The 14,565-nt window shown below is 62.9% G+C and carries 9 protein-coding genes; 6 read left to right on the top strand and 3 right to left on the bottom strand.

Annotation, left to right across the window (positions count from 1 at the left end):
• Positions 1-53: 53 nt before the first annotated feature.
• From ntrC to AC3XQU_RS12370, 3 genes are all read left to right on the top strand, one after another.
• Positions 54-1,526 carry a nitrogen regulation protein NR(I) gene (ntrC, locus tag AC3XQU_RS12380; protein WP_489874457.1) on the top strand — a complete coding sequence of 491 codons (1,473 nt, stop codon included), beginning with the start codon at positions 54-56 and terminating at the stop codon, positions 1,524-1,526.
• A 67-nt stretch (positions 1,527-1,593) separates the two neighbouring features.
• Positions 1,594-2,562 (top strand): magnesium/cobalt transporter CorA, encoded by a 969-nt coding sequence (gene corA, locus AC3XQU_RS12375; protein WP_489874456.1) that lies wholly within the window; start codon positions 1,594-1,596, stop codon positions 2,560-2,562.
• 299 nt (positions 2,563-2,861) lie between these two features.
• Complete coding sequence (locus AC3XQU_RS12370) at positions 2,862-3,842, top strand: hypothetical protein (RefSeq protein WP_489874455.1); 981 nt, start codon at positions 2,862-2,864, stop codon at positions 3,840-3,842.
• Positions 3,843-3,930: 88 nt separating this feature from the next.
• Here AC3XQU_RS12370 and AC3XQU_RS12365 read toward each other — a convergent pair whose 3' ends face one another.
• Together AC3XQU_RS12365 and AC3XQU_RS12360 are read right to left on the bottom strand one after the other, a co-directional pair.
• Positions 3,931-4,800 (bottom strand): EamA family transporter, encoded by an 870-nt coding sequence (locus AC3XQU_RS12365; RefSeq protein WP_489874454.1) that lies wholly within the window; start codon positions 4,798-4,800, stop codon positions 3,931-3,933.
• Positions 4,797-6,413, bottom strand: a complete 1,617-nt coding sequence (locus AC3XQU_RS12360; protein WP_489874453.1) for an NAD(P)/FAD-dependent oxidoreductase — start codon at positions 6,411-6,413, stop codon at positions 4,797-4,799. The genes AC3XQU_RS12365 and AC3XQU_RS12360 overlap by 4 nt, the downstream gene beginning before the upstream one ends.
• 782 nt (positions 6,414-7,195) lie before the next feature.
• On the opposite strand from AC3XQU_RS12360, the gene AC3XQU_RS12355 reads away from it, so the two are divergent.
• Complete coding sequence (locus tag AC3XQU_RS12355; RefSeq protein ID WP_489874452.1) at positions 7,196-10,108, top strand: TonB-dependent receptor; 2,913 nt, start codon at positions 7,196-7,198, stop codon at positions 10,106-10,108.
• A 271-nt stretch (positions 10,109-10,379) separates the two neighbouring features.
• On the opposite strand, the gene AC3XQU_RS12350 is transcribed toward AC3XQU_RS12355, so the two are convergent.
• A complete protein-coding gene (locus AC3XQU_RS12350; protein WP_489874451.1) occupies positions 10,380-11,111 on the bottom strand; it encodes a 16S rRNA (uracil(1498)-N(3))-methyltransferase in 732 nt (243 codons plus the stop codon).
• 125 nt (positions 11,112-11,236) lie between these two features.
• On the opposite strand from AC3XQU_RS12350, the gene tkt reads away from it, so the two are divergent.
• Together tkt and gap are read left to right on the top strand one after the other, a co-directional pair.
• Complete coding sequence (gene tkt, locus AC3XQU_RS12345; RefSeq protein WP_489874450.1) at positions 11,237-13,234, top strand: transketolase; 1,998 nt, start codon at positions 11,237-11,239, stop codon at positions 13,232-13,234.
• Positions 13,235-13,316: 82 nt separating this feature from the next.
• Positions 13,317-14,327: a type I glyceraldehyde-3-phosphate dehydrogenase gene (gene gap, locus AC3XQU_RS12340; RefSeq protein WP_489874449.1), complete on the top strand. Its 1,011-nt coding sequence runs from the start codon at positions 13,317-13,319 to the stop codon at positions 14,325-14,327.
• Positions 14,328-14,565: the final 238 nt, after the last annotated feature.

The raw sequence follows: 14,565 nt of genomic DNA, 5'->3' as shown, positions 1-14,565 counted from the left end.
CGCCGTGAGTCCCCATTGAACCGACCTGCGTGACCGACGGGAACCACGACTACATGAAACCAATCTGGATTGTCGACGACGACGCATCGATCCGCTGGGTGCTGGAAAAAGCGCTGGCGCGCGAGAGCCTGGAGACCCGCAGCTTCGCCAACGCGCGCGAGGCCATGGCCGCCTTTGAAACCGACACCCCGCAGGTGCTGGTGTCGGACATCCGCATGCCGGGCGAATCCGGCATCGACCTGCTGGGCGCCGTCAAGGCGCGCCATCCCGGCCTGCCGGTCATTATCATCACCGCCTTCTCCGACCTCGATTCGGCGGTCGCCTCGTTCCAGGGCGGCGCCTTCGATTACCTGGCCAAGCCCTTCGACATCGACAAGGCCGTCGCCCTGATCCGGCGCGCGCTGGAAGAGAGCCTGCGCGAAGCCAGCGTGGAAGCCGCGCCCGCCGAGACCCCGGAGATCCTCGGCCACGCGCCGGCGATGCAGGAAGTCTTCCGCGCCATCGGCCGCCTGTCGCAGTCGAACGTGACGGTGCTCATCACGGGCGAATCGGGCACCGGCAAGGAGCTGGTGGCGCGCGCCCTGCACAAGCACAGCCCGCGCGCCCAGCAGCCCTTCATCGCCCTGAACACGGCGGCGATCCCGAAAGACCTGCTCGAATCCGAACTGTTCGGCCACGAGCGTGGGGCCTTCACCGGCGCGCAGGCGATGCGGCGCGGCCGCTTCGAGCAGGCCGAGAACGGCACCCTGTTTTTAGATGAGATCGGCGACATGCCCTTCGATTTGCAGACCAGGTTGCTGCGGGTGCTGTCGGACGGCCACTTCTACCGCGTGGGCGGGCACCAGCCGGTGAAAGCCAATGTGCGCGTGATCGCGGCCACCCACCAGAACCTGGAACAGCGCGTGCGCGACGGCCTGTTCCGCGAAGACCTGTACCACCGCCTGAACGTGATCCGCCTGCGCCTGCCGTCCCTGCGCGAACGCAGCGAGGACATCCCGGTGCTCGTGCGCCACTTCCTGGTGCAGAGCGCACACCAATTGGGCGTCGAGCCCAAGCGCATGAGCGAGCCGGCGATGCGCTACCTGGCCGGGCTCGAACTGCCCGGCAACGTGCGCCAGCTGGAAAACCTGTGCAACTGGATCACCGTGATGGCGCCGGGCCAGACGGTCGAGGTCAAGGACCTGCCGCGCGACCTGACCCAGAGCCAGGCCGCGCCAGGCATCGTGCCCGAGGGCGGCGCGGACGGTGCGCCGGTGGCGGCGCCGGGCGCGGCGCCCGCGCGCACGCCGGCGCTGCCGGAAGGCTGGATCGGCCTGCTCGAACTGCAGGCCGCGGGCATGCTCAGCGCCGGCCAGCTCGATGTCATGGACACGCTCGGGCGCCAATTCGAATCGGCCCTGATCAAGACCGCGCTCAAGCACACGCACGGGCGCAAGAACGACGCCGCGATGCGGCTCGGGATCGGCCGCAACACGATCACCCGCAAGATCGTGGAACTCGGGATCGACGGCGCACGGGAAGAGTAGGCGGATGGTGTAAGCTGGCGCATCCGCGCTCGTGCGTCATCATCACGCTTTCACCCATTCCAGATCCATGCTGATTAATTGTGTCGCCTACCAGGAAGGCAAGAAGCTGTCCGACATTCCGGTCGAGGACATCAGCGAATACCTGAAACTCCCGGATGCCTTCGTGTGGGTCGCCCTGCGCGATCCGGACGAGCAGGAAATCGGCGCCATGCAGGAAGAATTCGCCCTGCACGAGCTGGCCGTCGAGGACGCGGCGCGCGGCCACCAGCGGCCCAAGATGGAGGAGTACGGCGACTGCGTGTTCGTGATCGCCCACATCGTCGAGCTCAATGGCGACGAGCTCAATGCCGGCGAACTGGCCATCTTCGCCGGTCCCAACTACGTGCTGTCGGTGCGGCGCGACGCCAACCAGGGTTTCCTGGGCGTTCGCGCCCGCGCCGAGCGCGAACCGCACCAGCTCAAGAAAGGCTCGGGCTTCGTGCTGTATGCGCTGGTCGACGCCGTGGTGGACCGCTATTTCCCGGTGGTCGACGCGCTCGAATCCGAGCTCGAATCGATCGAGGACCACATCTTCGGCCAGGTCGGCGAGCAGCGCGCGAATGTCGAGCGCCTGTACGCCCTCAAGCGTAAATCCCAGGTGCTGCGCCACGCCGTGATCCCGCTGATGGACGCCATGGGGCGCCTGTATGGCGGGCGCGTGCCGGGCGTGGTGCACGAGACCCAGGACTACTTCCGCGATGTCCACGACCACCTGTTGCGCATCCTCGGCCGGCTCGACGCCGTGCGCGACACCATCAATACCGCGATCCAGGTGACGCTGTCGATGGTGGCGATCGAAGAAAACGACATCAGCAAGAAACTCGCGGCCTATGCGGCGATCTTCGCCGTGTTCACCGCCTTTGCGGGGATCTGGGGCATGAACTTCGAGTTCATGCCGGAGCTGAAGTGGAAGTACGGGTATCCGGCGGCGCTCTCGACGATGGCGGGGGTGTGCTATTACCTGTACCGTCGCTTCAAGAAGGCGGGCTGGATCTAGCTGGCGTCAAAATTGTTGGCGTGGTGCCCATCCTGAACCTATTAGGCCGCGACACGACATAGACGGCACTCAATATTTTCTATGCATTAAGGGATAGCTGCATCCTGATTATTGTAGCGCTTTCAGCAGTACAATCCTCTAAATAGGCAGCGCGCTGGTCCGTTTCGAGTCGGATACTGCCTATTTTCCTGCATTTCGCAATCGCCTAAAGGTTTGAACTAAAGAATTGGATCATATTCTGAATCCGATCGTAAACCTATGGTAATTCTGTTTATCGAAAAATATCTAAGGAGATTTCGATGAAGATGACGTCGAATGTGGCATTTCTAATCGTGGTGAGCTTGACTTTAACCGCAAATGCTCAAAATCTACAGTGTCCTGATATCGCAAAAACATTGAAAGAATATTCAATTAATACATCGTCTTCAAGTTTTTTGAATGCAGTCTTTTCCGAGCATTGCGAGCAAAGTGGCAAAAGAAAATCAAACAGTGCTGCTTTGGGCTTGGATACTGTTGTTAAAGCGATCCCGATAAAATTTTCTGGCTCGTATGGCAGTAATGACGAGGCATTTTCCAATTTTTGTAAATCTTATGCTTCAGTAACTACGTCAAATTCTGCTGCGGATTCATATGAAGAGAAAATCTCTACGAAGGCGCTTGACACCATAAATCAGTGTCTCGCGCTGCAGAGCAGTGGTATACATGTGAATCACAATCTGCTGAATACAGAATCGCTGTCCTTCTATATGAGGTCATCGGTAACACAGTCATTTGAGCTGCAAGGTGTAAGCACAACCGGCAACGTTAGCTGTACTGGTCAAGTGAACGGCAGGAAGAAAGTATTTGATGAGTCGATTTCTGGGAAAATAAAAGCGCAAAGTTTCACCTGTGTTAGACGAGGTGAAAAAAAGAATGACGGGAGGGTATTTTTTGGCGAAGCTACAGTTACGCTTTTAACCAACCAAGGACCGTATTCAGTTCTGTGGCCACTAGACGAACGAGAGCCCATCAATATGGCTGTAGCAATTGATAAGCGCATCACGGATGTTATGGCAGATCTTAATCTGACAAAAACCGCTTTGCAGACTGTTACTGGAGCAAAGCCGATTGCTGTGTATCAATGCCCAGCTGGGACGAAGGACGGTTGGAATCCAGGTGGGGCTTGGGGGTTCTACGGGTGTCAAGGGCAAATCACAACCAGTAATAGTTGCACGAGTATCGAATGGCCACATAGGCAAACCCAAGCATGCACACCAATTGGAAACCTTCGGCCGTATTGAAATCCGAAACGCTCACCTTTAAAACGAAGCCGGAAGGCTTCGTTTTATTGTGCACAGTCATTTAAATATTTTTTGGTTCAACGGGCAATTAGGAAGGACGCTTGTCCGCTGTGGCCGCAGCCCCGCCACAAGCCACCATCACCAGCACGATCGCCAGCCACTGCATGCCGGTCAAGCGCTCCCCCAGCACGACATAGCCCGCCAGCGCCGCGAACGCCGGCCCGGCGCTGACCAATATCCCGAACACGCGCTGCGGCAGCCGCGCGAGCGCCGCCATCTCCAGCGAATAGGGCAGGGCGCTCGAGAGCACGGCCACGGCCAGCCCGCCGGCCAGCACCCGCGGGTCGAGCATCCCGGCGCCGGCGTGCACCACGCCGACCGGCACCGTGAACAGCGCCGCCGCCAGCAGTCCCCAGGCCACCGCCTGGCTGCCGTTCATGCCGGAGACGCGCTTGCCGAACACGATGTACATCGCCCAGCAGAAGGCCGCGCCCAGCGCGTACAGCACCCCGGCCGGGTCGAGCGGCGGCACGCCGTCGTGGAAGGGCGCCAGCAGCCACAGTCCGAAGGCCGCCAGCAGCACCCAGGCAAAATCGCGCACGCGGCGCGAGGACAGCACCACGACGGCCAGCGGGCCGACCACTTCGATGGCCACCGCCACCCCGATCGGAATGCGCGCAAAGGCGCCGTAGATGAGCAGGTTCATGCAGCCCAGCATCAGGCCGTAGACCAGTAGATTGAAGGCGTCGCGGCGCGCGGGGAGGGTGCGCCAGGGCCGCACGATGGCCAGCATCAGGATGGCGGCCAGGCCCACGCGCACGGCGGTGACGCCTTCGCTGCCGACCAGCGGGAACAGCCCCTTGGCCCAGGCGGCGCCGGCATTGACCGACACCATCGAGGCCAGGATCGCCAGGCCGGGGCCGAGCGTGCGGGGCGCGGTTCCCGCGGCGGCGGTCACGCAGCCATCGCCAGCGCCACCGCTTCGGCCACGCGGATGCCGTCCACCGCCGCCGACATGATGCCGCCGGCATAGCCCGCGCCTTCGCCGGCCGGGAACAGGCCGCGCGTGTTCAGGCTCTGCAAATCGCCGTCGTTGCGCTTGATGCGGATCGGCGAGGAGGTGCGGGTCTCGACGCCGGTGAGCACGGCGTCTTCCTTGTAGTAGCCCTTGATCTGCTTGTCGAAGGCCACAAACGCTTCGCGCATCGCCACGATCGCGTATTGCGGCAGCGACGGCGCCAGGTCGGTCAGGTGCACGGCCGGGCGGAACGAAGGCAGCACCGATCCGAATTCCGTCGAGGGTACGCCGCGCACGAAGTCGCCCATCAACTGGCCCGGCGCGTCATAGGTGCTGCCGCCGAGCAGGAAGGCGCGCGACTCGAGCTCGCGCTGGAAGGCGATGCCGGCCAGCGGATGGCCAGGATAGTCCTCGGGCGTGATGCCGACCACGATGGCGCTGTTGGCGTTGCGCTCGTTGCGCGAATACTGGCTCATGCCGTTGGTGACGACGCGGCCTTCTTCGCTCGATGCCGCCACCACGGTGCCGCCCGGGCACATGCAGAAGCTGTAGACCGAACGGCCGTTGGAGGCGTGGTGCACGATCTTGTAGTCGGCCGCGCCCAGGATCTTGTTGCCGGCGTTGGGGCCGAAGCGGCACACGTCGATGAGGGACTGCGGGTGCTCCACCCGGAAGCCGATCGAGAAGGGCTTGGCTTCGATGTAGACGCCGCGCTCGTAGAGCATCTCGAAGGTGTCGCGCGCGCTGTGGCCGATCGCCATCACCAGGTGGCGGGTCGGGATTTCTTCGCCATTGCCTAAGCGCACGCCCTGGACCTGGCGCACGCCGTTTTCCTCGCCCACGTAGATATCTTCCAGGCGGGTCTCGAAGCGGATCTCTCCGCCCAGCGAGATAATCTCGGCGCGCATCTGCTCGACCATCTTCACCAGGCGGAAGGTGCCGATGTGCGGCTTGCTGACATACATGATCTCTTCCGGCGCGCCGGACTTGACGAACTCGGTGAGCACCTTGCGGCCGTAATGCTTGGGGTCCTTGATCTGGCTGTACAGCTTGCCGTCCGAGAAGGTGCCGGCGCCGCCTTCGCCGAACTGCACGTTCGACTCGGTGTTGAGCTTGCGCTTGCGCCAGAAGCCGAAGGTGTCGACGGTGCGCTCGCGCACCACCTTGCCGCGTTCGAGCACCAGCGGGTTCAGGCCCATCTGGGCCAGCACCAGCGCCACGAACAGCCCGCAGGGACCGGTGCCGACCACGATCGGACGCGGCGTGCCGGGCGCCGGCTTGCCGGCGGCGACGAACTTGTAGCCGGTGTCGGGCGAGGGGCCGACGTGCTGGTCCTGCTTGAGGCGCGCCAGCACGGCCGCCTCGTTGCGCAGCTCGGCGTCGATCGAATAGATCAGCACGATCGCCGACTTCTTGCGCGCATCGTAGCTGCGCTTGAAGACCGTGAAGTCGACCAGCTCGTCGCTGGCAATCCCGAGGCGCGCCAGGATGGCGTCGCGCAGGGCCGGTTCGGGGTGGTTCAGGGGGAGTTTGAGGTCGCTGATTCGGAGCATGGGTAGGGGCGTGGTTGCTAGTGAGGCAACAATGAGAGAACGGGCCAAACCGCTATTTTACCGAACTGCCCGGTACTCGGGAGGAATGCGACAGCCAGGGTCCGTTGCTTGCCGCCGCGCGCCGCGTCGCGGTGGGCCTGAGCTCTTCCTTTCGACAGGCCAGCCGATATGTATGCTTTGATAACGTTGTTTGCCTACAACGCCAAATGTGCAAATCTTTGTCGCCTCCAACTCATGCGCACCGAATTATTGTTGCAACATTGACCATTTTGGCTCACATGCAGATCTGGTCTGCATATGGTGCCTAACTACATGCAAACAGCAGCCATCATGCGGCCTGCTGCATGTATTTACCCATGCGCCCTGACATATGCACGGGATCGGGGTTAATACATCAGTTCGTTAGTCATCCTTGAAGATTGAAGCAAATGTGTTGTTTTCGACACTGAAGGCCGCCGGCGCTCAATTGACACTTTTACCAGCGATATGGTTTTATGTATAAATTCAAATAACGTTTTCATTCAATTTACAGTTATTTGAGGCTACCCGTACTAGCGGTCGGAGTACGAAAGAATGGCGCCGCCGAAAAGCGGTGGATATACACATGTAGTGACTTGGCTGTACCAGCAGACATCCTCCAATCCCGCCCGGGAGCAATTCCGGGCAGGGCCCGCAGTCGGTGCCCGGGTTCGATGGAGACAGCCGGCCCCCGGATGGCATGCCAGCCAGGGGCCGGTAAGAAGAAAAACCACCCTAAGAAAAGCCCAGAAGGAGAAGTACTCATGACGTTCAAATTGAAGTCGCTGCCGTTTGCCGTTGCAGCCGTGGTCGCCAGCGGCGCCCTGGTCGCACCAGCCTTTGCGCAGACCACCGACACCGCCGCGCCAGCCCAGCGCGTGGTCGTGACCGGCTCGCTGATCAGCCGTGCCAACACCGAAACGCCGGCACCGGTCCAGGTGCTGACCGCAGCGGACATCCAGAAGAGCGGCAAGACCTCGGTCGCCGAACTGCTGACCGACCTGGCCGCCAACGGCGCGGGTACCCTGGGCACCGGCTTTGCCGGCGCATTCGCCAACGGCGCATCGGGCATCTCGCTGCGCGGCCTGACCGTGGGCGCGACCCTGGTCCTGATCGACGGCCACCGCATGGCGCCGTACCCACTGTCGGACGATGCCCAGCGCTCGTTCGTCGACGTGTCGGCCATCCCATTCGACGCCATCGAAAGCATCGAAGTCCTGAAGTCCGGCGCATCGGCGCTGTACGGTTCGGACGCGATCGCAGGCGTGATCAACATCAAGCTCAAGAAGAACCTGAACGGCACCCGCCTGGCTGCCGAAGTGGGCGACACCCAGCACGGCGGCGGCAAGACCAAGCGCATGTCGATCAGCACCGGCATCGGCAACCTGGACGAAGACGGCTACAACGCCTTCGTGACCCTGGAAGCGCGCAAGCAGGGCTCGATCAAGGTCGCCCAGCGCGAGCAGTTCGGCTACGCGAACCGCGACTGGCGTAGCCGCGGCGGCAACAACATCAACCTGGGTGTGCCGGTTGCCGGCCTCGACGCCCAGGGCAATCCAAGGAGCATCAACAGCTTCCTGACCCCGACCAACACGCCGTTCCTGTACAACCCGTCGAATCCGAACAACCCGGCTGGCGTGAGCAACGTCAACAACCCGGCCAACTACGTGTTCCTGGACCCGAGCAAGTGTAACTTCACCCTGTACCGCGCCGGCGGCTGCCAGGTGAACGACACCGAGTCGAACATCCAGCCTGAAACCGAAAACGTCAACCTGCTGATCGGCATGACGAAGAAGCTGAGCGACAACTGGGAACTGAACCTGAAGGGTTCGATCTTCCAGCGAGACAGCAGCAACAACCGCAACGCCGCTCCGCAAGCGTACAACCCGATCAGCTTCAACGGGTTCACCACCCTGAACAACGGCGTGCTGACCAGCCGCGTGGGCGCGATCCCGAGCACCCTGTTCGCCCCGGGCGCGCAGGTCGGCGCGAACGTCACCAATCCGTTCGCCCAGTCCGCCCGCCTGTACGGCTACATCCCGGACATCGGCCCGACCCTGCGGACCAGCAACAAGGCCACCAGCACCCGCTTCAGCGCCGATATCGTCGGCGAGGCAATGGGCTGGGACGTGCGCGGCGGCGTCGGCGCGACCCGCGTCAAGAACGACCTCGAGATCGGCGGCAACATCAACCGCCAGAACCTCTACAACGCGATCCGCAACGGCAGGTGGAATGTCGTAGGCGGCAACGACCCAGCGCTGGTCGCTGCAGTCGCACCGGAGTTCGGCAACAAGCTGGAATCGACGCTGAACTACGCAGACCTGGTCGGTTCGCGCGAACTGATGACCCTGGGCGCAGGTCCACTGGCACTGGCAGTCGGCGCCCACTGGCACAAGCGTGAGCAGAACGCCCCGGCATCGTCGCTGACCGCCATCGGCGCAGTGAACAACACCTCGGCCTTCACCATCGGCGACGAGACCAACACCGCCGTGTTCGCCGAACTCCAGGCGACCCCGGTCAAGAACCTGGAACTGGGCGTCTCGGCTCGTTACGACCACTACGACACCTACGGCAACTCGTTCACCCCGGCCGCCAACTTCAAGTGGACGCCGATCCAGCAGGTCGCCGTGCGCGGTACCTTCGCACGCGGCTTCCGCGCGCCGAATCCGGCCGAAGTGGGCAACGCAGGTTCGTTCTTCACCTTCAACGCGATCAACGACCCGATCCTGTGCGCTAACGGCAACCAGAACACCGCCGGCAACGTCCCGACCGCCTGCGGCTTCGCCCCGCCGTACGTGCAGACCACCAACCCGGACCTGCAGCCGGAGAAGTCGAAGTCGTACACCCTGGGCATCATCGTCGAGCCGATGCGCGGCCTGAACATGTCGCTGGACTACTACAAGATCCGCATCAATAACCTGGTCGTCACCCAGGCTGGTAACGATCCGAGCTTCGTCCCTACCTGGGTCCGTGGCCCGGCAGCACCGCTGGACATCGCTACCGGCGTGGGCACCGGCCGCGTCGTCGGCACCCCATCGGTCGGCCCGATCCTGTACGGCCTGTCGCCGTACATCAACGCCGGCAGCACCGAAACCCACGGCATCGAAGCGGACGTGCGTTACCGCTGGCGCCTGGCCAACGACATGGGCACCGTGTCGGCCAACCTGAGCGCAGCGCACACCTTCGGCTACGTCACCTCGATCGGCGACACCTCGTACCAGCTGGCTGGCACGCAAGGCCCATCGTCGGTGGGCGGTGCCACCGGTAACCCGAAGCAGCGCGCACAGTTCACCCTGGGCTATGCCCGCGGCCCGCTGGACGTGACCGCCACCGTGAACTACACGAGCGGCTTCTCGACCAAGGATCCGGCACTCGGCGAGGAAGATTGCGCGAACACCGCGGAACACGTTGGTGGCCGTACCTACTTCCAGGGCCTGATCCAGCCTGCGAACTACTGCGACGTGTCCTCGTTCACTTCGACCAACCTGAACATCTCGTACAAGATCACCCCGAACCTCACCATTCGCGGCGCGATCCTGAACCTGTTCGACAAGGAAGCACCGTACGACGTCGCAACCTACGGCAACTCGGGTGCAGGCACTTCGTACAACGCTTCGCTGCACCAGCCTGGCGCCGTCGGCCGCTTCTTCAGCCTCGGCCTGGCCTACGCGTTTTAATTAGCTGAACATGGCAGCGGCGGCAACGCCGCTGCCTGCAAAGCACAAAGCCCCCGCAGCAGGCGTTCCTGCTGCGGGGGCTTTTTTCATTTGTTCGCGCCGTCCGGGACCCGTAGGGTGGGCAGGGCAAAGCAGTCCAGTGGACTGTTTTGCGCCCACGCGTTCAAATCACGTATGAAATGCCTGCTCGGTCATTCTTGCGCTGGTTGAACGCGTGGGCAAGAAATTTGCCCACCCTACGGATTACCAGCGGATCAGCCTTCGCGATACTTTACATTCCACCCCAGATCCCACCCAGCATCGCCAGCGCGGCCAGCGCCGCCGTCTCCGTGCGCAGCACACGCGGCCCGATCGACAAGGCCAGCGCGCCGGCAGCCAGGGCCGCCTCTTCCTCTTCCTGTGTGAACCCGCCTTCCGGGCCGACCATCAGGGTCAGCGTCTGCGGCCCGCTCGCCTGGGCCCAGCCGGCCAGCGACTGCGTCGCGCGCGGGCTGAGCAGGATGCGCGGCTGGTCGGGCAGGGCAGGGGCCGCCAGCCAACGGCCGAAGTCGGCCACCGGGGCCAGGCTGGCCAGCCGGTTGCGCCCGCACTGCTCGGAGGCGGCCTCGATCACCCCCTGCCAGTGGGCGTGGCGTTTCTCGGCGCGTTCGCCGGAGAGCCGCACCACGCTGCGCCGGGCCGCCAGCGGCTGCACGCTGGCGACGCCCAGTTCCACAGCTTTTTCGATGATCCAGTCCATTTTCGCGCCCTCGGGCAAGCCCTGGGCCAGCGTGACGGCATAGGGCAGCTCGACCTCGACCGCATCAAAGTCGCCCACGGTGGCGCTTGCGCGCTTCTTGCCGATCTCGGCCAGCAACGCCGCATACTGGCCGCCGCGGCCATCGAACAGGGTCAGGGCGTCGCCTGGTTGCATTCTTACAACGTGCAGGTGGTGGGCGATGGATTCGGGCAGGTCGACGGTGGCGCCGCTGGTGAGCGGCTCGGGCGAATAAAAACGGGGCATGCGGTTCCTGGTGGAGAGCGGCGACAAACCTGCATTTTAATTCGGCAGCAAGGTGCTCTGGTAAAATACCGGGTTACGGCCAGCCGCATCGCCACCGCTTCCCAATCCAGACCCTACGTACTTCCATGAAATCTACGCAAACCACCACCCTGATGGCCAACGCGATCCGCGCGCTGGCGATGGACGCTGTCCAGAAAGCGAACTCCGGCCACCCGGGCATGCCGATGGGCATGGCCGAGATCGCCGTTGCGCTGTGGGACAAGCACTACCGCCACAACCCGGCCAATCCGGGCTGGATGAACCGCGACCGCTTCCTGCTCTCGAACGGCCACGGCTCGATGCTGCACTACGCGCTGCTGCACCTGGCAGGCTACGATGTCTCGATGGACGATCTGCGCGACTTCCGCCAGCTCCACTCGAAGACCCCGGGCCACCCGGAAGTGTTCATCACCCCGGGCGTGGAAACCACCACCGGCCCGCTCGGCCAGGGCATCGCCAATTCGGTCGGCATGGCGCTGGCCGAGTGGCTGATGGGCTACGAATTCAACCGGCCTGGCTTCGACGTGGTGGACCACTACACCTACGCCTTCCTGGGCGACGGCTGCCTGATGGAAGGCATCTCGCACGAAGTGGCGTCGCTGGCCGGCACCCTGCGCCTGAACAAGCTGATCTGGCTGTACGACGACAACGGCATCTCGATCGACGGCCGCGTCGAAGGCTGGTTCACCGACGACACCCAGAAGCGTTTCGAAGCTTACGGCTGGAACGTGATTCCCGCGGTGGACGGCCACAACGTCGCCGCGGTGTCCGCCGCGATCGAAGCGGCCAAGGGCTCGGACCGTCCGACCCTGATCTGCTGCAAGACCATCATCGGCAAGGGCGCCCCGAACCTGGAAGGCGGCGACAAGGTCCATGGCGCCCCGCTGGGCGACAAGGAAATCGCGGCCGTGCGCCAGCACCTGGTCTGGGACCCGATCCCGTTCGACATCCCGGCCGAGCTGTACGAAGCCTGGGACGCGAAGGAACGCGGCGCCAAGCTGGAAGCCGACTGGACCGCCATGTTCGCGCAGTACCGCGCCAAGCACCCTGAGCTGGCCGCCGAATTCGAGCGCCGCATGCTGGGCGAACTGCCGGGCAACTTCAACGCCGTGCTCGATGCCGCCATCGCCGCCTGCGTCGAGAAGAAAGAGACCATCGCCACCCGCAAGGCCTCGCAGAACGCGATCCAGGCGCTGGCCCCAAGCCTGCCAGAATTCCTGGGCGGATCGGCCGACCTGACCGGCTCGAACCTGACCAACTGGAAAGAGTCGGTCGCGGTGCGCTCGGGCATCCCGGGCAACCACATCAACTACGGCGTGCGCGAATTCGGCATGGCCGCGATCCAGAACGGCGTGGCCCTGCACGGCGGCTTCATCCCGTTCGGCGCGACCTTCCTGACTTTCTCGGACTACAGCCGCAACGCCCTGCGCATGGCGGCGCTGATGAAGATCCGTTCGCTGTTCGTGTTCACCCACGATTCGATCGGCCTGGGCGAAGACGGCCCGACCCACCAGTCGGTCGAGCACGTCTCGTCGCTGCGCCTGATCCCGAACCTGGACAACTGGCGTCCATGCGACACGGTCGAGTCGCAAGTGGCATGGGGCGCGGCAGTGCAGCGCAAGGACGGCCCGTCGACCCTGATCTTCTCGCGCCAGAACCTGCCGTTCATGGAGCGCGACAGCGCTACCGTCGCCAACGTGGCCAAGGGCGGCTACGTGCTGCGCGAGGCGGCCAACGCACAAGTGATCCTGATCGCCACCGGTTCGGAAGTCGAACTGGCGATGAAGGCGGCCGACGCACTGGCAGGAGAGGGCGTTGCCGCGCGCGTGGTCTCGATGCCGTCGACCGACGTGTTCGAGCGCCAGGAGGCCGCCTACAAGGCGAGCGTGCTGACCCGCGGCGTGCCGCGCGTGGCGATCGAAGCCGGCGTGACCGACTTCTGGTACAAGTATGTGGGCCTGGAAGGCGCCGTGGTCGGCATCGACACCTTCGGCGAATCGGCGCCGGCGCCGGTGCTGTTCAAGCACTTCGGCTTCACCGTCGAGAACGTCGTGGCAAAAGCCAAGGCCGTGATCGCGGCATAAGCGTTTCTTCGGGCTGCCTCGTGGCGGCCCGTTTTGCATTCGAGGTATGAAAAAAGTTTTTTTCTAATCAGGAGCCAAAGCAATGACGATCAAAGTTGCAATCAACGGTTATGGCCGCATCGGCCGCAACATCCTGCGCGCTTTCTACGAAGGCGGCAAACAGCAAGACATCCAGATCGTGGCGATCAACGACCTCGGCAATGCCGAATCGAACGCCCACCTGACCCGCTACGACACGGCCCACGGCAAGTTCCCGGGCACCGTCACGGTCGAAGGCGACAACATGGTCGTCAACGGCGACAAGATCCGTGTGTTCGCCACCCGCAACCCGGCCGAGATCCCATGGGGCGAGCTCGGCGTGGACGTGGTGCTCGAGTGCACCGGCTTCTTCACCACCAAGGAGAAGGCATCAAGCCACCTGAAGGGCGGCGCCAAGAAAGTCATCATCTCCGCACCGGGCGGCAAGGACGTCGACGCCACCATCGTCTTCGGCGTGAACCAGGACGTGCTGAAATCGACCGACACCGTGATCTCGAACGCGTCCTGCACCACCAACTGCCTGGCCCCGCTGGTCAAGCCGCTGAACGACGCCCTCGGCCTGGAAACCGGCCTGATGACCACCGTGCACGCCTACACCAACGACCAGGTGCTGTCGGACGTGATGCACGAAGACCTGCGCCGCGCCCGTTCGGCCACCATGAGCATGATCCCGACCAAGACCGGCGCTGCCGCCGCGGTCGGCCTGGTGCTGCCCGAGCTGAACGGCAAGCTGGACGGCTTCGCGATCCGCGTCCCGACCATCAATGTCTCGCTGGTCGACCTGTCCTTCATCGCCAAGCGCGACACCACCGTGGACGAAGTCAACGCCATCCTCAAGACCGCCTCGGAAGGCGCCCTGAAGGGCATCCTGACGTACCAGACCGAGCCGCTGGTCTCGATCGACTTCAACCACAACCCTGCCTCGTCGAACTTCGACTCGACCCTGACCAAGGTGTCGGGCCGCCTGGTGAAAGTTTCGTCGTGGTACGACAACGAGTGGGGCTTCTCGAACCGCATGCTCGACACCACTGTCGCACTGATGAACGCGAAATAAAGCTTTTACCCGACGTTTTTAGATGTTTTAAAGCGCCCCGCAGGGGCGCTTTTTTTATGTCCATATCCAGCAAATGCCAAACAAAATTCGGCGTTAAAGAAATACAACAGATCTCAAGCTTTTTCCTAATTCTCAAACAAAAACTATTTTCTTTGTTGCAAGCCTCTGCGAGACTCTACTCTGTATGCATGAAATGCATATGTGATGCATAAAATTCATGCGCATGTCATGAACGCCA

It is taken from the genome of Telluria sp. AZSoR62 (assembly GCF_058111565.1).
This window is presented reverse-complemented; position numbering and strand designations above follow the sequence as displayed.

Coding starts and splice junctions, on each gene's coding strand:
- corA (WP_489874456.1), top strand. CDS start 1,594: ATGCTGATTAATTGTGTCGCCTACCAGGAAGGCAAGAAGCTGTCCGAC.
- AC3XQU_RS12370 (WP_489874455.1), top strand. CDS start 2,862: ATGAAGATGACGTCGAATGTGGCATTTCTAATCGTGGTGAGCTTGACT.
- ntrC (WP_489874457.1), top strand. CDS start 54: ATGAAACCAATCTGGATTGTCGACGACGACGCATCGATCCGCTGGGTG.
- AC3XQU_RS12350 (WP_489874451.1), bottom strand. CDS start 11,111: ATGCCCCGTTTTTATTCGCCCGAGCCGCTCACCAGCGGCGCCACCGTC.
- gap (WP_489874449.1), top strand. CDS start 13,317: ATGACGATCAAAGTTGCAATCAACGGTTATGGCCGCATCGGCCGCAAC.
- tkt (WP_489874450.1), top strand. CDS start 11,237: ATGAAATCTACGCAAACCACCACCCTGATGGCCAACGCGATCCGCGCG.
- AC3XQU_RS12360 (WP_489874453.1), bottom strand. CDS start 6,413: ATGCTCCGAATCAGCGACCTCAAACTCCCCCTGAACCACCCCGAACCG.
- AC3XQU_RS12355 (WP_489874452.1), top strand. CDS start 7,196: ATGACGTTCAAATTGAAGTCGCTGCCGTTTGCCGTTGCAGCCGTGGTC.